20 protein-coding genes are annotated in these 21,821 nt (G+C 38.8%); 7 read left to right on the top strand and 13 right to left on the bottom strand.

What is annotated here, in order from left to right; genetic code table 11:
* Positions 1-61: 61 nt before the first annotated feature.
* The 3 genes from M3175_RS14695 (at position 62) to M3175_RS14685 (ending at position 7,512) form a co-directional block, all read left to right on the top strand.
* Positions 62-1,357 carry a glutamate-1-semialdehyde 2,1-aminomutase gene (locus M3175_RS14695; protein WP_251520270.1) on the top strand — a complete coding sequence of 432 codons (1,296 nt, stop codon included), beginning with the start codon at positions 62-64 and terminating at the stop codon, positions 1,355-1,357.
* 399 nt (positions 1,358-1,756) lie between these two features.
* Positions 1,757-6,226, top strand: a complete 4,470-nt coding sequence (locus M3175_RS14690; protein WP_251520267.1) for a glutamate synthase-related protein — start codon at positions 1,757-1,759, stop codon at positions 6,224-6,226.
* A gap of 203 nt (positions 6,227-6,429) precedes the next feature.
* Entirely contained in the window at positions 6,430-7,512 is a 1,083-nt protein-coding gene (locus M3175_RS14685; protein ID WP_251520264.1) for an FUSC family protein, read from the top strand.
* A 39-nt stretch (positions 7,513-7,551) separates the two neighbouring features.
* Here M3175_RS14685 and M3175_RS14680 read toward each other — a convergent pair whose 3' ends face one another.
* The 10 genes from M3175_RS14680 to fabL all read right to left on the bottom strand — a co-directional run bounded on the left by M3175_RS14680 (position 7,552) and on the right by fabL (position 17,505).
* The gene (locus M3175_RS14680) at positions 7,552-8,448 is read right to left on the bottom strand and encodes an ABC transporter permease (protein WP_251520261.1); all 897 of its coding nucleotides are present in this window, start codon (positions 8,446-8,448) and stop codon (positions 7,552-7,554) included.
* Between the two features lie 18 nt (positions 8,449-8,466).
* Entirely contained in the window at positions 8,467-9,471 is a 1,005-nt protein-coding gene (locus M3175_RS14675) for an ABC transporter permease (RefSeq protein ID WP_251520258.1), read from the bottom strand.
* 74 nt (positions 9,472-9,545) lie between these two features.
* Complete coding sequence (locus tag M3175_RS14670) at positions 9,546-11,144, bottom strand: ABC transporter substrate-binding protein (protein WP_251520255.1); 1,599 nt, start codon at positions 11,142-11,144, stop codon at positions 9,546-9,548.
* Between the two features lie 72 nt (positions 11,145-11,216).
* Positions 11,217-12,182, bottom strand: coding sequence for an ABC transporter ATP-binding protein (locus M3175_RS14665; RefSeq protein ID WP_251520252.1), 966 nt, complete (start codon positions 12,180-12,182; stop codon positions 11,217-11,219).
* The gene (locus M3175_RS14660) at positions 12,175-13,164 is read right to left on the bottom strand and encodes an ABC transporter ATP-binding protein (protein WP_251520250.1); all 990 of its coding nucleotides are present in this window, start codon (positions 13,162-13,164) and stop codon (positions 12,175-12,177) included. The genes M3175_RS14665 and M3175_RS14660 overlap by 8 nt, the downstream gene beginning before the upstream one ends.
* 213 nt (positions 13,165-13,377) lie before the next feature.
* A complete protein-coding gene (locus M3175_RS14655) occupies positions 13,378-15,126 on the bottom strand; it encodes an ABC transporter ATP-binding protein (RefSeq protein ID WP_251520247.1) in 1,749 nt (582 codons plus the stop codon).
* An 86-nt stretch (positions 15,127-15,212) separates the two neighbouring features.
* Entirely contained in the window at positions 15,213-15,743 is a 531-nt protein-coding gene (gene ntdP, locus M3175_RS14650) for a nucleoside tri-diphosphate phosphatase (RefSeq protein WP_119710494.1), read from the bottom strand.
* Positions 15,744-15,955: 212 nt separating this feature from the next.
* A complete protein-coding gene (locus M3175_RS14645) occupies positions 15,956-16,213 on the bottom strand; it encodes a YgaB family protein (RefSeq protein WP_251520244.1) in 258 nt (85 codons plus the stop codon).
* A 290-nt stretch (positions 16,214-16,503) separates the two neighbouring features.
* Positions 16,504-16,680, bottom strand: a complete 177-nt coding sequence (locus M3175_RS14640) for a gamma-type small acid-soluble spore protein (RefSeq protein WP_119707027.1) — start codon at positions 16,678-16,680, stop codon at positions 16,504-16,506.
* A 75-nt stretch (positions 16,681-16,755) separates the two neighbouring features.
* Positions 16,756-17,505, bottom strand: coding sequence for an enoyl-[acyl-carrier-protein] reductase FabL (fabL, locus tag M3175_RS14635; protein ID WP_251520242.1), 750 nt, complete (start codon positions 17,503-17,505; stop codon positions 16,756-16,758).
* A gap of 105 nt (positions 17,506-17,610) precedes the next feature.
* On the opposite strand from fabL, the gene yfhS reads away from it, so the two are divergent.
* Complete coding sequence (gene yfhS / locus M3175_RS14630; protein ID WP_251520240.1) at positions 17,611-17,835, top strand: mother cell protein YfhS; 225 nt, start codon at positions 17,611-17,613, stop codon at positions 17,833-17,835.
* 47 nt (positions 17,836-17,882) lie between these two features.
* On the opposite strand, the gene mutY is transcribed toward yfhS, so the two are convergent.
* A complete protein-coding gene (mutY, locus tag M3175_RS14625) occupies positions 17,883-18,977 on the bottom strand; it encodes an A/G-specific adenine glycosylase (protein ID WP_251520238.1) in 1,095 nt (364 codons plus the stop codon).
* A 216-nt stretch (positions 18,978-19,193) separates the two neighbouring features.
* Here mutY and M3175_RS14620 point away from each other — a divergent pair, with 216 nt between their 5' ends.
* Positions 19,194-20,174 (top strand): metal-dependent hydrolase, encoded by a 981-nt coding sequence (locus M3175_RS14620; RefSeq protein WP_251520236.1) that lies wholly within the window; start codon positions 19,194-19,196, stop codon positions 20,172-20,174.
* A 33-nt stretch (positions 20,175-20,207) separates the two neighbouring features.
* Here M3175_RS14620 and M3175_RS14615 read toward each other — a convergent pair whose 3' ends face one another.
* Positions 20,208-20,477 (bottom strand): YfhJ family protein, encoded by a 270-nt coding sequence (locus M3175_RS14615; RefSeq protein ID WP_251520234.1) that lies wholly within the window; start codon positions 20,475-20,477, stop codon positions 20,208-20,210.
* Between the two features lie 93 nt (positions 20,478-20,570).
* Here M3175_RS14615 and M3175_RS14610 point away from each other — a divergent pair, with 93 nt between their 5' ends.
* A complete protein-coding gene (locus tag M3175_RS14610; protein ID WP_119707021.1) occupies positions 20,571-20,723 on the top strand; it encodes a small, acid-soluble spore protein K in 153 nt (50 codons plus the stop codon).
* A gap of 5 nt (positions 20,724-20,728) precedes the next feature.
* Here the strand turns inward: M3175_RS14610 and M3175_RS14605 are convergent, their stop codons facing one another.
* The gene (locus M3175_RS14605; protein WP_251520232.1) at positions 20,729-21,073 is read right to left on the bottom strand and encodes a YfhH family protein; all 345 of its coding nucleotides are present in this window, start codon (positions 21,071-21,073) and stop codon (positions 20,729-20,731) included.
* An 82-nt stretch (positions 21,074-21,155) separates the two neighbouring features.
* Here M3175_RS14605 and M3175_RS14600 point away from each other — a divergent pair, with 82 nt between their 5' ends.
* The gene (locus tag M3175_RS14600) at positions 21,156-21,815 is read left to right on the top strand and encodes an SDR family NAD(P)-dependent oxidoreductase (protein ID WP_251520230.1); all 660 of its coding nucleotides are present in this window, start codon (positions 21,156-21,158) and stop codon (positions 21,813-21,815) included.
* The last annotated feature ends 6 nt before the right edge of the window (positions 21,816-21,821 follow it).

Here is a 21,821-nt window from a genome sequence, read left to right as displayed (position 1 = left end):
AGGGGAAAAATGATAAAAACATGCTAAAATAATGTCATTCGATTTAACTAGGAGGAATAACATGCAATTTACGAATTCGGAACGATTACATAATGAAGCATTAGAGGTTATTGTCGGTGGAGTGAATAGTCCCTCCCGTTCCTATAAAGCCGTCGGAGGCGGTGCACCAGTGGTTATGGAAAGAGCAAACGGCGCTTATTTCTGGGACGTTGATGGCAATCAATACATTGATTATTTAGCAGCTTACGGTCCCATTATTACTGGACATGCACACCCTCATATTACGGAAGCAATAAAAAAAGCAGCTGAATCTGGTGTACTCTATGGAACACCTACTCCTCATGAAGTAAAGTTTGCAAAAATGCTTCAAGAAGCAATGCCCAACTTAGAAAAGGTTCGATTTGTCAATTCTGGGACTGAAGCAGTTATGACGACTATCCGCGTGGCTCGTGCTTATACAGGGAGAGATAAAATCATTAAGTTTGCTGGTTGTTATCACGGACACTCCGACCTTGTTCTTGTTGCTGCAGGGTCAGGACCATCTACCCTCGGCACTCCAGATTCAGCGGGTGTTCCAAAGTCAATAGCTCAAGAAGTAATTACTGTTCCATTTAATGATATAGAACCATTTAAGGAAGCTTTAGAAAAATGGGGCGATGAAATTGCAGCCGTTCTAGTTGAACCGATCGTCGGTAACTTCGGAATTGTTGAACCAGTAGAAGGTTTCCTACAGCAAGTGAATGATTTAACTCATGCAGCAGGCGCACTTGTAATCTACGATGAGGTAATTACCGCCTTCCGTTTTATGTACGGTGGGGCACAAGATTTACTAGGGATCCAACCTGACTTAACTGCATTAGGAAAAATTATTGGTGGCGGACTTCCAATCGGTGCATATGGAGGTAAAAAAGAAATAATGGAAAAGGTGGCACCACTCGGGCCTGCATACCAAGCAGGTACAATGGCTGGAAACCCTGCTTCCATTCTTTCTGGAATAGCTTGTCTAGAAGTGTTAAAACAAGATGGAGTGTATGAATATTTAGAAGGATTAGGCGCCATGCTCGAGGAAGGAATTTCACAAGCGGCGAAGGAACACAACATCTCCATCACCATTAACCGCTTAAAAGGTGCATTAACCATTTATTTTACGAACGAAAAGGTTATTAATTATGAACAGGCTGAAAACACTGATGGAGAGATGTTCGGAAGATTTTTCAAGCATATGCTTCACCAAGGAATCAACTTGGCACCTTCTAAGTATGAAGCATGGTTTATTACAATTGCCCATACACAAGACGATATTGAGGCAACCATTCATGCGGTTAACAATGCATTTGAACTATTAAAAAGCGAATAATTATTCATATTTTTATACATTGCGGAACTTTACAAAAGTTCCGTTTTTTACTTTTTACTTATTGAAAACGCTTCCATTACTAGTATATGACTCTTAATTTCCAATATTTTTTCCTTTCTCCCTATCCAACTTTTTGCATATTTAATTGATTTCTGAAAATTCATATGATATTATAAGTTAAACAATTTTGTTTTTATGCTCGAACTTTCTTGCAGCCAGTGATACTTCCCAAAGAAGGTAAAGATCAAGGTAAGTTATTAATTCCACTCTTTAATACACTGACTCACTAAACCAACGTTTGTATCCGCGATTTTTTAAACTCATTTTTAACAAATAGATCTTTGATCAGGAGGTGAAACGGCTTTGAAGGGACGAAACAATCCCGATTAGCCGAAAAGTATGACAGAACAATGGACCCCTTCTTTATTTAAAGAATTCTACCGCGAAGAGCATGATGCATGCGGGATTGTATCTAGCTTAGAAAAATCAAATAAGCCTACAAGAGAGAATATCTTTAATTGTATCAATGCACTTGTCACCATGAATCACCGAGCAGGATTTATTAACGGAGAAGGCGATGGAGTAGGTATTCATATTGATATTCCTAAAGCTTTATGGAAAGAAAAGCTAACTAATGCAGGAGCTGACCAGAGCATTGTTGACAGTGACAACTTTGTCGTAGGTCATATCTTTATTAGTAGTAAACACACTCCTGAAGAAATTAAAACGGACTTGATTGCAAAATTAAAAGATTCTAATTTTACTATTGTTTTTGAATCAGATGAAGTAACACATTCTTCTGCACTTGGACCTATTGCGATTCAAGAAAATCCTGTGTTCTGGCAATTTGCTGCTTTAGCAGATGCTTCTGGCCAAGAACTTTCTAATAAGCTGTTTAACATGATAATTGATTTTGAGAAAAATGAAAATGTACATGTAGCATCATTAAGCCAATACCATGCTGTTTATAAAGTAATGGGTGCTGGCGATATTCTTCCTAAGTACTATACTGACTTAGCAAATCCTATTGTTGCATCTACTATGACACTTGGACACAACCGTTACTCAACTAATACATTGTCAAGCTTTTTCCGTGTTCAACCTTTCAGCGTTCTCGGACACAATGGGGAAATTAACACCATTGCTAAGCTAAGAGACGAAGCTCGTTTAATTGGTGTACCTCTTGTAAAAGATGGTAGTGACTCACAAGACTTGAGTAGAACAATGGAGACATTGATTTGTCGTGATGGATACACACTATTTGAGGCACTAGACCTAGTCTTTCCTCCAATCGTGAACGAAATCAAAGCATACCCTGAACATTTACAAGATTTATATACTTATATGCGTGAGGCTTGGGGACATTTCGCACAAGGACCTGCTGGAATTATCTCTCGTTTTGGTGACGAAGCAGCATTCAGTGTTGATGCACTTGGATTACGTCCTCTCTGGATGCTTGAGACAGAAACGTCTTACCTGTTCTCTTCAGAACCAGGTATCATTCCTTCAAGTGAATATGTAAGTGAACCAAAGCCATTAGCACCAGGTGAAAAAGTTGGTTTTAAGTGGGACGGCGACACATTAAAGCTTTATGAGCATGATGATTACCAAGCTGCTGTATATGAAAGATTTTCTAAGCGTTGTGACATTAAGGATGCGAGATTACGTCTTGATGCCCCAGCTCTTGAGAAAAATGTATCAATGAACTACCCAACAAAATTACACAACGGACAATACAAAGCATTTGGTTGGGAGCGTGACCACGTTCAGTTAGTAGAACAGATGGCTGAAAAAGGTGTAGAGCCTATTCGTTCTTTAGGGCATGACTCACCATTAGCTTCTTTAAATCCTGATCGTAAAAATCTGGCTGACTATATTAAAGAAAGCGTAGCGGTTGTTACAAATCCAGCCATCGACCGTGATCGTGAAACAGAACACTTCTCCACTCGCGTAATCATCGGCCAAAGACCTTCTTTATTCGAAAATAATAAAAAAGGTAATGTAATAGAATTAACTACTCCTATTTTAATAGAAGGTTCAGTTGGTTATGAGATTAGTAAAGAGCTAAATCAACCTAGCTATGATCAGTTAACGAATCATTTTGGACAACAAAAGCTTGTAGCTTATCTCTCAACAACTATTAAGACTGATGAGACAGTTACTGAAGCACTTTCTCGACTGCAATCTGAAGCGGTTGAAGCTGTGAATAGTGGAAAAACACTTCTAGTCCTTGACGATAACCATGCACATCATGATGGTCATTTATGGCTTGACCCTCATTTAGCAACGTCAGCTATTGATCAAGCACTTGTAAAAGCAGAGATTAGAAGAAATTGTTCCCTTCTCCTTCGTTCTGCTGCTATCCGCTCATTACATGATGTGATTGTTGCATTTGGTCTTGGGGCAGATTTAATTAGCCCTTACTATATGTTTATCACTGTATATGATGAGTCAACAAAGCCATTGGTTAACCTGTACTCTGCCCTTACTAAAGGACTTGAGAAAGTTATTTCTACAATTGGTATTCATGAATTACGTGGTTATAGCCGATTATTCTCAGCTATCGGATTAAACGACGAAATCGCAAATGCACTTAAAGTTGTTAATTTCTTTGGTTCTGAGCATTCCGTGCATAACTTTGCAACACTAAAAGAAGATGCCATTGCAAGAGCTACAGACTACCAGAATGAAAAGGAAAGAATCGGAAAAACATTCAACCTCTTCCCTCGTATTTGGAAAGCAATTGGAGAAGTTGCTTCCACCGGAGACTACACTCCATTAAAGGAGAAAATCTCTGAGCAAGAAGAGCAGAATCCAGTTACGATTCGTCACTTAACAAGTTTAAAGAAAGTTAATTCTACTGTAAAAGCAGCAGATGTTAGCTTAAAAGTAGGAGATCATGATCTTCCATTCGTTATCGCTTCTATGTCTTTCGGTTCTCAAAATGAAATTGCTTTCCGCGCTTATGCTGAAGGTGCAGACCGACTAAACATGGTTAGTTTAAATGGTGAAGGTGGAGAGATCAAAGATATGCTTGGCAAGTATCCACGTACACGTGGACAGCAGGTAGCTTCCGGGCGTTTCGGTGTTAACGCTGAATTATTAAACTCTTCTAACCTACTTGAAATTAAAATTGGTCAAGGCGCGAAGCCTGGTGAAGGTGGTCACTTACCTGGATCAAAGGTTACTGCTAAAATTGCTGAAGCACGTAATGCAACGATCGGTTCTGACTTAATCTCACCTTCTAACAACCATGATATTTATTCAATAGAAGATTTGGCACAAATGATTCATGAATTAAAAACAGCTAATGATAAAGCAAAAGTTGCAGTAAAAGTTCCTGTTGTTCCAAACATCGGAACGATCGCAGTTGGTATTGCAAAAGCTGGAGCAGATATTATTACGTTAAGTGGATTTGATGGTGGAACAGGTGCAGCAAGAATTCATGCCCTTCAACACGTTGGTCTTCCTGTAGAAATCGGTGTAAAAGCAGCTCACAACGCCCTTCTTGAAGCAGGACTGAGAGATCATGTAGAGCTTTGGGCAGACGGTGGAATTAAGAGTGTTCAAGACGTAATAAAGGTAATGCTTCTTGGAGCTAACCGTATCGGATTCGGAACACTTTCAATGATTGCTATTGGATGTACAACTTGCCGTGGATGTCATCTTGATACATGTCACGTTGGAATTGCAACTCAAATCGATTCTGAAGCACAAGCCAAAGAACATGGTTTAAGACGTTTCGTTCCAAGACAATCTGACTTAGCTGTCCAAGCGATTGTAAACTTCTACACGGCATTTGCTAGTGAACTGAAGGAGCTTACTGCTTCACTTGGAGTAAAAAATCTACAAGACATTGTTGGTCGCTCTGATCTACTTGAACAAACAAAGGGTCAAGATCAACTGAACTTAACTTATTTGTTAAAGCCTCTTGAAATTGGTCAGCTTCATCATAAGGAAGCAGCCGCTACTGCAGAAGAAAAGCAGCTTCAAGTTGCAGTTGGTGCAGAGTATTTAGATGCAAGTGTTGATGAGTTACACCAATCTCGTGAGTTCCATAGTGTTACATCTGAACAAAGAGTATTAGGTAGCCGCGTATCTTGTCACCGCGTACGTGGTCGCTTAGATGGATCATACCGAAGCCTTCCTCCTGTTCAATTGAAATACAAGAAAGGTTCTATCCCTGGAAATGGCTTAGGTGCTTATAACAGCGATGGAATCAGCATTGAAGTTAACGGTGGTGCACAAGACGGTACAGGTAAGACATCTGTTGGTGGAAAAATCCTTATCTTTAAGGCTCAAGGGAAAAACGGCAAGTATTTGAATGGTTCCGTTGGTAAAGGGTTTGGATACGGAGCACAGCATGGTCTATTAGTTGCACAAGGAAATGCCGATGCACGTGCGGGAATTCGTCTATCTGGTGCAGATATTATTATCGGTGGTCAAGTAACGAAACCAATTCCAACGGTTGAAAATGGAAATATCGGAGCAAGAGCAAATATTAAAGGTTTTGCCTTTGAATACATGACAAATGGTCGTGGCCTTGTTCTTGGTGACCCAGGACCTTGGATTTGTGCAGGTATGACTGGTGGAGTTGTTTACTTAAGACATCAACCAGAAATGGGCTTAACAAAAGAAGCGTTACAGCGAAGAATTGCTAAAGGCGCTAAAATCTCAATCACGAATTTAACAGAAGAAGGCAAGCAAGATATCAAGGATCTATTAGGTCAATATGTTGCATTGCTTCAAGAGCAAGGTCAAGAAGAAGAAGCAAATCAACTTGCTGAGCTTTTAAAACAACCTGAACAGCACTTCGTTCAAGCAGTACCAGTTAAAGAGCAAGCAGATCCATCTGTTTCTACAGAGTGATTTTTAAATGAGCTTGTACAAAGAAAAATGCCCCTTTTTACGGGCATTTTTTTTTGTAATAAAAACTTACAAAATAATATTGCATAAAAATCATAAAATATATAAAAAATCATATAAATAACCCTTGAACTTACATTTTAATCACTGTATAGTACATTATTGTTATGAAAACTTATCAGTAGTAGGAAAGGAATTATTTACTTATGAAGCTTGGCGCCCGCATTCTAAAGACGGGAATTGCAATTGTTTTATCTTTGTTTCTTGCGGAAGTTTTCCAATCACCTTCACCTGTTTTCGCCGGAATTGCTGCAATTTTTGCTTTACAACCCACCGTATACCGCTCTTATTTAACGATTATTGAACAAGCACAAGGAAATTTAATTGGTGCTGTTATTGCTGTATTATTTGTTTTAACACTTGGAAATAACATAGTTATCATTGGACTGGCAGCTATCATTGTCATTATTATCAATCTTAAACTAAATATAGAAAAAACCATACCACTTGCACTTGTTACCATTATTGCAATTATGGAAAATCCTGGTGATACATTTATTGAGTTTGCGATTATTCGTTTTTCTACAATTATGCTTGGAATTTTCGCTGCCTTTATTGTTAATTTAGTATTTCTACCACCTAAATACGAAAATAAACTGTTCTTTAAAATATCAAATATGATGGATGAAATCACTCGCTGGATACGAATGAACACTAGAAACGCCTCTGATCATCATTTGCTAAAGAATGATATTGAAAAATTAAAGGATATGGTGATCAAACTTGATCAATTATATATTTTATATAAGGAAGATCGAAATTATTTTAAGAAGAATGATATTGTTAAGGCAAGGAAGCTTGTTATATATCGTCAAATGATTTCGACAACCAAACGTGCACTCAATGTGTTAAAAAGGCTTCATCGATATGAAAATGAACTTTCTCAGCTACCCGAAGAATTTAAACTAGAACTTCAGCAGCAACTAGATTGTTTAATTGATTCTCATGAACAAATCATGTATCGATTTGCCGGTAAGGGAAAAATGCCACCAAATCACGAGGTAGGCAACTTTTGTTTGAATAGAAAAGATCTTTTTAATTTATTTCTTTCTCAACAAGATAAACTAAATGAGCATGAAAACGATAATGTCTTTTTTCATACGATGCAAGTCGTTTCCGCAATGGTAGAGTACGACGAAACTTTAGAGCATCTAGATGTTCTCGTTAACAGCTTCCATTCGTATCATAAAGAAGTCAATGAAGTGAAATTCGAGGAAATTCAAGATTAAAATAGGAAAAAGCAGCTGATTTTTATCAGCTGCTTTTTGTTAGTTCTTCATTCGTGGGTCTAGTGCGTCTCGTAAACCATCCCCCATTAAGTTAAATCCAAGTACAGTCAACATGATGGCAAGCCCAGGGAAAATCATTGTCCACGGTGCTTGTATTAGGAATGTTCTTGCATCCGCAAGCATTTTCCCCCATTCAGGGTTTGGTGCCTCTGCCCCAAGTCCTAAAAAACCTAATGCTGCTGCTTCAATAATAGCTGTTGCTATTGCTAATGTTCCTTGTACAATGATCGGAGCCATACTATTCGGCAACACATGATGAAATAAAATACGAGAGTTTTTCATTCCCACTGCTTTTGCTGCCATAATATATTCTTCCTGCTTAACCGTTAATACTCTTGATCGTATTAAACGTCCAAAGTTTGGAATATTGATAATAGCAATCGCGATTAATGCATTACGTAAAGATGGGCCAAGAACAGCCACGATTGCAATTGCGAGTAAAATACTTGGGAAAGCAAGCATAATATCAAATGTTCTTGAGATAATCGTATCAACCCACTTACCATAATAACCCGCTAATATTCCCAGTAGACATCCAACTACGATCGATCCTAAAACAGCTAAAAACCCGACCCATAAGGAGATTCTTGCCCCATATACAACTCTTGAAAAAATATCTCGACCGAAATCATCCGTTCCGAACCAATGATCACTCGATGGTGGTAACAAACGGTTAGACAGCATTTGTTCCTTAAACGTATATGGTGCAATTAAAGGTGCAAATATGGCAACTAAAATAAAGAATATAACGATAAACGCTCCAATTACTGCAAGCTTATTCTTTTTAAAGCTAATCCAAGCTTCAAGCCAGGGTGAAACAACCTTCTCGTCAGTCCCAATAATGGGCTGATCATTTTTATGTGTTGAAAGTTCCATTGAAGCCCCTCCTTTCAATTAATGGTATTTAATTCGAGGATCTATCGCAGCATATAATAAGTCGATAACTAAGTTAATCATGACAAATATAAAAGCAATAACTAGTACTCCAGACTGCACCACCGGATAATCACGGTAACCAATCGCTTCATAAATATAACGACCAATTCCAGGCCAACTAAATATTGTTTCTGTAAGGATCGCACCACCTAATAGTAGCCCTGTTTGTAGTCCAATTATGGTCAAAACTGGAATGATAGCATTTTTTAAGGAATGCTTGTACACCACCCAAAACATCTTTAATCCTTTTGCACGTGCTGTACGGATAAAATCTGAACGCATAACCTCAAGCATGGTTGAACGTGTGATTCTTGCAATGATTGCCATTGGAATGGTGGCTAACGCGATACTAGGAAGTACAAGATGTTTAATGACTTCAACTAGCTGGTCTGTTCTCCCTTGAATGAGGGTATCAATAATATAAATATTTGTTATAGCAGTAACCGGGTTTCTTACTTCCTCCCTGCCCGAAGTTGGCAGCCAATCTAAATTAATAGCAAATACCCATTGTTCCATTAAACCAAGCCAAAAGATTGGCATGGATACACCAATTAACGCTAGCACCATGGCTACATAGTCAAACCATGAATTTTGGAACCACGCACTGATGATTCCAGCATTAACGCCAATTACAACTGCAACTAACATTGCACAGAAGGAAAGCTCAATGGTCGCCATTAAATAAGGAACCATTTCTTCGGAAATCGGCGCCTTTGTCCTAATTGACTCACCAAGATCTCCTGTTACCAAGTTTCCTAGATAATGAAAATACTGAACGAACCATGGCTGATCGAGGCCCAATTGTTTTGTTAATGATTCAACCGCCTCCTTGGTTGCAAGCTGACCTAGAATTAACTGAGCAGGATCACCCGGTATCGCTCGTATCATAAAAAAGACAACTAATGATAATCCAAGAAGAACTGGAATCAAGGAAAATAATCGTTTTACTGTATAAGTAAGCATAGTCCACCTCGCTTCAATTTAGGGTGAGTAGAGAGAAAAAAGGGAGCGAAACTCCACTCCCTTTTCCTCATTCATTATTTGAATTCAACCGTAGAAAGAACATCAGAACCAGTTGGATGCGGAAGGAAGCCAGTAATATTCGCTTTTCCTGCTAAAGCTGGTTGTGAGTGAACTAGTGGAATCCATGGAGCATCTTCTTTAATTAATACTTGAGCTTCTTTATAAAGCTTTTCACGCTCAGCTTGGTCAGCTGTAGATTGCGCTGCGATCAATAGATCGTGAACTTCTTGGTTTTGATAAAAAGAGTAGTTATTGCTTCCGATGCTATCTTGGTCAAGTAAAACATATAAGAAGTTATCAGCATCACCATTGTCACCTGTCCAGCCAAGTAGGAATGTATCCGCTTCTCCAAGGCGAGCCTTGTCTAAGTAAGTACCCCACTCATAAGTAACAATTTTAGCTTTTACTCCGATTGCCTCGAAGTTAGCTTGTAGTGCTTCTGCAACCTTTTGGCCATCTGGCATATAAGGTCTTGCTACAGGCATAGCCCAAAGTTCCATTTCAAAGCCGTTCTCGAAGCCAGCTTCTTTTAAAAGTTCTTTCGCTTTTTCAGGATCATACTCATAATCAACTACATCGTCATTGTATCCAGCAACAACTGGAGGCATTGGATTCTTCGCAGGCTCTGCAGCTCCTGCATAGAATGCATCGATAAGAGCTTCTTTGTCTACTGCATAGTTAAGCGCTTGACGAACTAATTTTTCCTTCAACGGACCACGCGTACTTGTTAAACCAAGGTAAGCAATGTTTAAAGAAGGACGGTAGAAGGATTGTAAATCTGCATTTGCCTCAATCGTTCCAACATCCGAGAAGTTTACACCATCAATTAGGTCCACTTCACCTGAAGATAATGCATTTAATCGCGCAGAGTTATCAGGAATTGCACGGAAAATAACTTGGCTAAGCTTCGGTAATCCTTCTTGCCAATATTCTTCGTTCTTTACAATTGTAATTTTGTCATTACGCTTCCACTCTTTAAATACGAATGGACCTGTTCCAACTGGATTTTCCATGAACTTATCGCCAAATTCTTCAATTGCTGCAGGGCTTGCAATCGCGAATGGGCTCATTGCTAAGTTTTTATAGAATGGTGCTAATGGAGAATTCAGAACAAATTCAACTGTGTAGTCATCTACCACTTTCACTTCTTTGATACGATCTCCGAATTGAGAGTTATAGTAGTAGTATTGTTCTTTATCACCACTTGCCCAGCGGTCGAAGTTAAACTTAACAGCTTCTGCGTTGAAATCTGTTCCGTCATGGAACTTGATCCCTTCACGTAGCTTTAATGTATAAGTTAAGCCATCTTCACTATTTGACCACTCTGTTGCTAATCCGGGAGCAAGTTCAGTGTCTTGTTCTCCGAATTCAATCAAAGTTTCAAAAATGTTTTTTGTTACTTTGAAAGACTCCCCATCAGTAGCAGTAGCTGGGTCTAGTGAGACTGAATCGCCACCACGTCCAAAAACTAATGTATCAACCGCAGCTTCCTCGCTTCCTGAACCTTCTCCTTCTGATGAAGACTCATTAGCTGTGTTCTTGCTACATCCTACCAATGCTAATGAAAGCATTAAGATAAAAGCAAGGAACATAAGACTAGTACGCTTTTTCAATGTTTTTCCCCCTCTTAATCTGAGAGTTCACTACTCTCTTTTTTATTTATCATCCATGCCTCAAGTCACTTTTTAGTAAAGGTGACATGCAGCAAAGTGACCAGGTTCAACTTCTTTCATTTCGGGTCTAGTTGTTTTACAAACATCCATACAATCCCTGCAACGTGTGTGAAACGCACAACCCAAGGGAGGATTAGATGGGCTTGGAAGATCTCCACTCAAAAGCTCCCGATCCTTTTTGACATCTGGGTCAGGTATTGGAATGGAATCAAGTAATGCCCTCGTATACGGGTGTAGAGGCTTATCGTAAAGCTTCTCTGATTCAGTAATCTCTACTAATCTACCTAAATACATAACCCCAACTCGATCACTAATATGTTTAACTACTCCTAGATCATGAGCAATAAAGATATAGGTTAAACCAAAGTCCTTTTGCAAATCCTCAAGAAGATTTAACACCTGTGACTGAATCGATACATCAAGTGCTGAAACAGGTTCATCAGCGATTATAAGCTTTGGCTTGGTCATTAATGCACGCGCAATGCCTATCCGTTGCCTTTGACCACCGCTGAATTGATGCGGGTATCTCTTCGCGTGGTAGCTGCTCAAACCAACAACCTCAAGCATTTCTATTACTCTTCTTTTCCGCTCTTCCTTATCACCGATTCCATGAACGATAAGCGGTTCTTCAAGAATCTTTTCAACTGTATGGCGAGGGTTTAGCGAGGCAAAAGGGTCCTGAAAAACCATTTGAATTTCTTTTCTCATTTTTCTCATAGCATTTGCATTAAGACTTGTTAATTCTTGATCCTCAAAAACGACCTTTCCCTCTGTCGCTTCTAACAAACGCATTAATACACGGCCAGTTGTTGATTTACCACAACCAGATTCACCAACAAGACCTAGCGTTTCTCCCTTACGAACATAAAAACTTACATCATCGACTGCTTTTACATGACCGACTGTTTTTCCAAATAAGCCGCCAGTAATAGGAAAATATTTTTTTAGATTATCAACTTTTAATAAAACATCAGTCATGAGCAACAACTCCTTCATGGAGGAAGCATCTTACACTTTGACCACTACCCAATTGATAGAGTTTCGGATCCTCTATGTAGCAACGATCGTGGGCTTTATCACAGCGGGCTGCGAAACGACAGCCTGTTTGTATGGATCCAGGCTTCGGAACGTTCCCAGGGATGGAATAAAGCCTCTCCTTTTTCTCTCTAACATCTGGTACTGATTGTAATAGTCCCATCGTGTATGGATGCTTTGGGTTTTTGAATATATCTCTTACTTCAGCTTCCTCAACAATTTTCCCCGCATACATAACGATGACCCGCTGACAAAGGTCTGCAACTACTCCAAGATCATGAGTAATCATGACGATTGCTGTATCAAGTTTTTCGTTCAAATCCTTCATTAACGCTAGAATTTGCGCCTGTATTGTAACATCCAATGCGGTCGTCGGCTCGTCGGCGATTAATAGTCGTGGGTGACAGGAAAGGGCCATCGCAATCATGACACGCTGTCTCATGCCACCTGATAGCTGATGAGGGTATTCATCGATTATTTGTTCTGCACGAGGAAGTCCAACAAGCTTTAGCATCTGGATCGCTTCGGTTCGTGCTTCTTTTTTACTCATTTTCTTATGTATTCGAATTCCTTCTATTAATTGATTTCCTATTGTAAAAAGCGGATTAAGGGAAGTCATGGGCTCTTGGAAAATCATCGCTACTTCATTGCCTCTTATTTCACGCATTCTTTTCTCTGAAGCTTGAACGAGATTTTCACCATTTAACCAGATCTCACCATTTGTTATTTTCCCTGGCGGCTGGGGAACGAGCTTCATAATCGATAGGGAAGTTACACTCTTTCCACATCCTGATTCACCAACAATTCCAAGAATCTCTCCCTTATTTACAGAGAAGCTGATTTGGTCAACGGCAGGAATCTCTCCATCTGCGGAAAAAAAGGTCGTCTGGAGCTGTTTTACATCTAATACTGGAGTTTGACTCACAAAGTTACTCCTCTCTTACTGAATATTCAATTCATTCTTTTTTTTCATTTTATTCTATAAATACTGGTAAGTCTACAACTATTTCTCAATCTTACTAATTTTTAGAATAATATGTTAACATAACAATTTTCTATTGCCATCCTTCCTATCTTATGAATACCTCTAAGAAGACATGACAAAAAGCCCCCGAAGGTTTCTCCCTCGGGGGTGATGTTAATGCTCCAATTGTTGAATTTGGAATAATTTATAGTAATTCCCTTGCTTTTTCATCAGTTCTTCATGCTTTCCTATTTCAGAAATCTCTCCATTCTCTATCAAGACTATTCGGTCTGAATGAGTGATCGTGGACAGTCGATGAGCAACAATAAAGGTGGTTCGGTCCTTTGCCAGCTTTTCAAAAGCTTCTTGAATTAATGATTCGCTCTCTAAGTCTAAAGCGGAAGTGGCCTCATCCATCACAAGAATTGGCGGATTCTTAATAAATACTCTAGCAATAGCTATCCGCTGCTTTTGTCCGCCAGAAAGCTTGACGCCTCTTTCTCCTACCTTTGTTTCGTACCCTTCTGGTAGGTTCATGATAAATTCGTGAGCATTGGCTGCCTTTGCAGCAGCAATTACCTCTTCATCTGAAGCTCCAGGTTTAGCTAGTAAGATATTCTCTTTAACCGAATCACTAAACAAAATACTATCTTGTAAAACCATTCCAATCTTATCTCTTAGTGAACGTACCTGGAAGGAACGGATATCTTGTCCGTCTAAATAAATCGCTCCACCTGTCACATCATAAAACCTAGGAATTAAGCTAATCAAAGAGGATTTACCTCCACCGCTCATCCCTACGAGTGCAATGGTCTCCCCTTGCTTCACTTCGAGATTTATGTTTTTTAATATATCTTGTTCATTCTCATTGTATCGAAAAAACACATTTTGAAAGTGGACATTCCCAACCACATTTTTACATTCAACTGCATTTGGTATATCATCAATATCATATTTTTCATCCACAAATTCAAACACACGATCCATTGAGGCAATTGATTGTGTTAATGTCGTGGATGAGTTAACCAGTCTTCGTAGCGGATTATACAAACGATCAATATATGCAATAAACGCCACCATTTCCCCTATCGAAAGATTTCCTTGAATAACCTGATAGCCTGAGTATCCGATCACAATGAGCGGAGCAATATCTGTTATCGTATTTACAACCGCAAAGGCTTTCGCATTCCACTTCGTATGGTCTAGGGCTTTTATTAGAAAATTCCTATTTTGCTTGTCAAAGCGTTCCTGCTCATAATCTTCTACTGCAAAGCTTTTAATAACAGACATTCCTTGAACTCTCTCATGCAGAAAGCTTTGTACTTCAGCAAGAGCCTGTGACCTTTTTCTTGTAAGTCCCCTTAAATTGCCGAAGAAATATTTGACGGAAAAGGCGTAAAAAGGAAACAACACAAGTGAAACAAGTGTTAACTTAACATCCATCATCATCATTAAAATGATTGCTATTGCTATAGTGGCAATATCAAGCCATAAATTCATTAGTCCTGTAATAACAAATGTTTTTGTTTGCTCCACGTCATTAATCACACGTGAGATGACTTCTCCTGCTTTGGTATTTGAATAATATTTAAAACTCAATTTTTGGATATGTGTGTACAGCTTGTCTCTGATATCGTATAGAATTTTACTAGCAACCCATTGGGCATAGTATTGTCGATAATACTCAATTGGTGGTCTAGCAACAACAAATATAACCATCATAATGGCCATTATCATAAATAGTTTACTCGTTTTTTCTTCAGCAGATAATGTTTGATTACCAACGATATCATCTAGGACATATTTGATTAAAATCGGAATTAATAGCGGTATGACAAACTTAATGATTCCAATAATGATTGTCCCGATGATTTGTAACCGATACGGTTTTACAAAGTGTAAATACCTACGAATGCTACTCATCCTGACACCCTCCATTTAGCTCTTACTCACATAAAGAAAAACCTGTTGCAACTAGTGACAACAGGCGTTTTTCTTCCGTTAAATGATTACCGTCTGTATGTTAAATATCTTTCGTACCATGTATCAATAAAATCTGGTGCAAATGGTCCTTTTCGTTGACGAATCCAACTAATCAGGTTGTCCACATTTGCACGTAGAATTTTATCAATGACTTCCGGGTAGTTCATTTCAATACGATGACGCTCGTACTCATCCTCGTCTAACAAATTAAAAGTCATATCTGGAAACACTTTAATATCAAGATCATAGTCAATGTATTTTAATGCTTCTCCATCAAAAATAAATGGGGAGCTTATGTTGCAATAATAATACACTCCATCTTCACGTATCATTCCGATGACATTAAACCAATACTGAGAATGAAAATAACAGATAGCTGGTTCTCTAGTAATCCACGTTCTTCCATCCGATTCAGTTACGATGGTACGGTCATTTCCACCAATGACTAATCCTTGCGTTCCCTTTAATACGGTAGTCTCCTCCCATACTCGATGGATGTGACCATTATGTTTGTAACTATGTATTTGGATCGGTTCACCTTCCATGGGTACGCCCATTTTTCTCCCTACTTTCATTTTTCGAACGCTCCCGAAACCTAAAAAATGCTAATATAATAAATGTTTTCCTCAAAAGGTTACAAAGAACATTTCCTGTTTTCTACTATTATAACGGTAAAACATCGAATTTAAAACAAAGAGCCCTTGAAATTTCTCAAAGGCTTTAATAATTTACGTATAAAATTAGTTAAATTGTGATATTTTTTCTCTTTTTATCTTTTTAAAGCTGTTTCTGCTTCCTGATATGAGCGAATAAGCTCTTCCGTTTGCCTCTCAAAAATTTGATGAATATCGCGCAAATCCTTCTTCATTTGCTGAATTTCATCCTGAATACTTTCCATATTCGCATGCTTTTGCAGCAATCTTAATTCCTCTTCAATTTCCTGACAGCGTTCAAGCTCTGTTTGTATGTATAGTAGCTTTTCCATTGTAGCCATTTGTTCACCAACTAATCGTGAAAAATCACTCACCATTGTCCACCGCCTTCTTTTTCGATATATATACTATTCGGTAAGGCTCATGAGTTTCCTTTGACTAGTTATGTAGACGTATTAGAAGTTTTGTCGAACACCGAAAAGCGGAAGCGCCTTGTTTAGCCCCGACAAGCATAAGGCGAAGCACGCAGGAAGGCCTGCCTTCTGGAGTGCTTTGACTTATGACCTCGAGCCCCTAGCTTCTGGAGCTGGACACAGAAAAGCGGAAGCGCTAAATAAAGAAGGTGCTCTTTCCGATTAGAAAGAGCACCTTACAGTTGTTAGTATTAAGAGTTTTGGCCCTTGCGAGACTCAGCTTGAGCGTTTTGTTGTCTTACTTCTTGTGCATTAGTTTCGCTAGCGAACTCAGTACCGTATTGGCCTTGTCCAGCTGATGCAGCGTTTTGTTGTCTCACTTCTTGAACGTTAGTTCCAGATAGAGATTTGTTTGGTTGCTTTGCCATTGTAATCACCTCCACAGAAATTAATTTATCCAAGAGGTGACTGGTCTATCCTAGAGAAATTTTTACCAATTTTCATTACACTAAAAGAGAAATTCCTCCATCAACGATAATCGTTTGTCCTCGAATCATATCGGATCCATCACTTAATAAGAACATAATCGTGTTTACCATATCATCAATTTCAACCATCCTCCCTGCTGGAGTTTTTTGTCTGGCTTCTTCCAACATTTCTTCACGATTTGGAAAATGAAGAAGTGCCTCGGTATCAATTGCCCCACCTGAAACAGCGTTCACTCGAATGTTTTTGGGTGCTAATTCCACAGCTAAATAACGGGTAAGTGCTTCAAGCGCTGCCTTTGATACACCAACAGTTGTGTAATTTTCCAAATAGCGAATGGATCCTAGTGAGCTAATACTCACAATTTTTCCTCCATCATTTTTCTCCATCAACTTTGCTGCTTCCTGTGCACAAAATAAGAGTGCCTTGCTATTAATATTCATTGTCCACTCCCAGTGAGATTCCTCAAGTTCCATTGCTGGACGAAGAACACCTGAAGCAGCATTGCTTACAAATATATCGAGTCTTCCAAAATGAGCATCAATTTCTTCAAACATCGTTTTGATCTTACTAACATCGCCAACATTTGCCTTAACAACTAATACCTTTCTACCAAGTGCCTCAATTTCTGCTGCCGTTTCAATTGCCGCTTTTTTGCTGCGAGCATAGTTAACGACAATATCGTATCCTTCTTTTGCTAATCGTAGGGCAGTGGCTTTTCCAATACCTCTACTACTCCCTGTAATTAGTGCAACTTTATTTGTCATATGTACATATCCCTTCACTTTCTGATAATTTTTCTTTTATATGAATAGTTCACAAATAAGATTACCACAATACATCTATAAGAAAAATAGAGGATGTGTGAGACAATGTATGTAGGACGAGATATGACTGAACTCTCCATGATACCGAAAACGGATTGGAAAAATGAAGAGTTAGCTTTTTTCCATCATTCGCTTCAACAAATTATGCCGTATTTAAATTCAGAAGGTGTAACCATCCACCGAGAGATTATTAAGGAAATCGAAGGGCGTGGTGGACTTCATCGAAATGAAGCCGACTGGACTCACGGGACTAGAATTTCTTACGATTAAGAGCGGAAGTGACTACATTAGAAAAAAACGCCACATGCTAGTGGCGTTTACTCATTTTTATAATATTGACGTAGCATTTTCTGATGGGAAACTGGAAAAGCAAAACTTTCTATTTCATCCTGGCCAACAAGCTTCAAAGTATCTGAAGTTTTGATCGGTGCTAATAAGGTTCCTTCATAAACATTAATATTCCATATAAGATGAGAGAAGACATGTTCAATATGACCGACAAGCTCCCCTATGTCGCATTGAATATCACATTCTTCCTTTAGATTAGATACTAACTGTTCTCGATCTCCTAAAACTGGTAGATGGATTTCGACATTCGGAAACTGCCACAAATTCGCAAGTAAACCGGATGAAGGACGCTTTTGAATAACCGTTCGTCCCTCCGTATCTTTCAGAACAACCGCTGCGAGTTGAACCTTTCGTTGTTTTTTCGCCTTCGTTTTAACAGGCAATTCGTTCTGTGTTCCTTCCTCGAAGGCATGACAGTGGTCACGAACCGGACAGAGCAAGCATGATGGTGAAGTTGGCGTACAAATTAAGGCGCCTAACTCCATTAATGCTTGGTTAAAATAAGAGGGGTTTTCATGTGAAATAAAGGCACGAACAGCTTCCTCGAACACTTTTCTACTGGATGCTTTTGCAATATCATCCCAAATTGAAAGAATCCTGGAAAATACTCTCATCACGTTCCCATCAACGGCCGGCTCAGGTACTCCATATGCTATGGATAGAATGGCTCCTGCCGTATAGGGACCGACACCTTTTAAGCTAGAAATTTCCTTTGGCGTATTTGGTACTTTTCCTCCATACTGCTCATGCACCTCTCGAACAGCTGATTGAAGGTTACGCACTCTTGAGTAGTAACCTAATCCTTCCCAAGCCTTTAATACTTTTTCTTCATCAGCATTAGAAAAAGCTTCTATTGTAGGGAACTCTGTGATAAATCGGTTAAAATACGGAATGACTGTATCGACCCTAGTTTGCTGAAGCATGATCTCTGATACCCAGACTTTGTAAGGATCTTGGTCTTTCCGCCAAGGAAGATCTCTTTGCTCTCTTTCAAACCAGCCGATTAAATCCTTTTGAAATTCTTCTTTATTTATATTTGGAACGTTTTTTAAAGAATTAGACATTTTTTTGCCTCCAAAATATTAAACAAGTACATACTAAGGGAATACAATAGCTTATCCCTTTCATTTTTAACGAAATCTTAAAATTGGACAATAATTACACAGTAAATGTTACAACTACTTTAAAGTAACGATTAATCACTACTTTTACAAGAAAATTATTGATAAAATTAAGATAAGAGAAGGATTAAATATTTCCTAAAAAGGAGGGAGATTCCTTTGGATACCGGTACACACGTAGTGATGGGATTAGCTTTAGGAGGACTTGCGACACTCGATCCCGTGGTAGCAAGCAGCTCTGTAACAGCAACTAGTGTTATGATTGCTACTCTTGTTGGCTCACAAGCCCCTGATATCGACACCGTTTTAAAGCTTAGAAACAATGCCGTTTATATTCGTAACCACCGTGGAATCACACACTCCATTCCAGCTGTATTGCTCTGGCCATTAGCCATCACAGCTGTCATTTATCCCATTTTTCCAGATGCCAATTTACTTCACTTATGGCTTTGGACCTTTTTAGCTGTGTTTCTTCATGTCTTCGTTGATATTTTCAATGCCTATGGTACGCAGGCGTTACGACCTTTTTCTTCTAAATGGGTGGCACTAGGAATTATTAACACGTTTGATCCATTTATTTTTGCAATGCATATTGTTGGAATAATCGCTTGGGTGTTTGGAGCACATCCTGGTTATACGTTTATCGGTGTGTATGCAGTCTTGGTTGCTTATTATATCTTTCGATTTATAACCCAACGAAAGGTTTATCATGAGGTAAAAAAACTTGTTCCAGATGCAACAGACATTATTATTGCTCCAACGATGAAGTTTCACCAGTGGCGTATTGCTGTCATGAATAAAAACCAATTCTTTGTTGGACGTGCCCATGATAACAAAGTGCGTATTCTTGACCAATTTAAACGCGTCGCTGTCCCTGAGACCCCGGTTCTTGAAGCAGCAAAGCAAGATAAAAACCTTTCAGCTTTTCTATCGTTTTCTCCTGTTTATCGGTGGGAAGTTGATGAATATGATACGTATTACGAAGTAAGATTCATCGACCTGCGTTATCGAAGTAACGGACATTATCCATTTGTGGCTGTTGTTCAACTAGATCTGGAGCTTCAAGTTCTTTCCTCTTATACTGGTTGGATCTTTAGTGAGGAAAAATTACGTAAAAAGCTGGATATTATCCCTGGATAACGAAAAAGCGATGTCTCTAGTAGACATCGCTTTTTAATGTAGTTCATTTGGGTCCTGTTCTAATAGATGCTTATATTTTGGATTGGAAGCAACAAAATCATGTAGCTTATCACCATAATAATCGATCCATTGTCGAACAATTTTTTCAGTCATCTCACTCCCTCGGTAGGAGTAACCAGCTTTTGCTCTTGTTGTTTCAAAATCATCCCACAGAAGTTCGACCCATGTACGAGCCTGCCCAAATGAAAGGTTATTATTTTTTTCCAATAGTAATTCAATTAGTTTTTGCTGATACTGTTCCATTCATTTCACCTCTTTTCCAGTTATCGATATCCTCTGAGTAATGCATACTAATAGTGCTTGATTATTTCATCACTCATTTTAGGAGGTATAGCGATGCGAAATAAAGCAAAGGATTTTGCAAACCAAAATGGTAATAAATTTCAGGGCGAACCAAGGGCGAGACCTGAATTTGCTTCCAAAAGAGCGGATGGAACAATTAATACACATCCACAAGAACGGATGAAAAATTCAAGTACTCGAGGTTAAATTAATTACTGGGAATCAGCTTGTCTGGTTCCCTCTTTTCTCAGCATCGAAATTGGTAATGCCTCTTCCTTTTTGCTCCCTGCTAATCGGTAGCCCCACGCAAACACTCCGTTTAAATAGTCGATTTTAAAATAAGCGCCTGGATCGCCTTCAATCTCATAGATATCACCAGGCTTAAAATCTGATGGATTCAACAAATAGGCTTTAGCCATTATCGCTTTTCTTTCTAATACCGCGTATTCATTTACCATGCCTAATTGTTCTGCTTTTCTTGCCTTCTCATTTAGTTTAGCTATTTCTTGGTGCAATTCGAATTCAGAAAGTTCACTGTAACGTTTTTCTTTTTCCATCCCAACCACCTGCTTCTTAATGGTGTATTTTCGTATACGTAATGGTACCATAATATTATTCCATGCGAAAGGAAGATACATATTGAAATCTGTTATTATTACGGGAGCTGGAACAGGCCTTGGTCGAGAGCTTGCATTAAAGTATGGAAAGGAAGGCTACCATCTTATTTTAGTTGGAAGGTCTGAAGAAACTTTATTGGAAGTAAAAAAACAACTAAATAACGCTATTATTACTGTTTTGGATATACGAAACAAACATGAGGTTGACGAGAACATCCGATTCCTTTTCAAAGAGTATAATGTAGTCGGACTTATTAACAATGCCGGAATTGGTATCTTCGGTCCTTTTGTAAAAATAAAGGAGAATGCAATTGAGGAAATGTTTCAAACGAATGTGCTTGGGACCATGTATATGACTCAAGCTGTTCTCCCAAATATATGTGAATTGGACGGAAGCTTTGTTATGAATATCATTTCAACCGCTGGATTGCGGGGAAAAGTGAATGAGGCGGCCTATGTTGCCAGTAAATTTGCTGTTCGAGGCTTTACTGAAAGCTTACAGAAGGAATATGAAGAAAAACCTGTTCTAATTTCAGCGGTGTATATGGGTGGGATGAACACACCCTTTTGGAAAGGTTCCGAGCATGTTAAAGATCCTTCCAAATTCCGATCTCCGGCAGAGGTGGCAGAAACCATTTTTTCACAAAGACAGCAAGAATATGTTGTAATTGAGTCCAAATAAACCATT

The organism is Robertmurraya korlensis, from assembly GCF_023715225.1.
In the GTDB taxonomy this organism is placed as follows: Bacteria; Bacillota; Bacilli; order Bacillales; family Cytobacillaceae; genus Robertmurraya_A.
The sequence above is the reverse complement of the archived record's forward strand: the minus strand, read 5'-3'. Positions and strand labels throughout refer to the sequence as shown.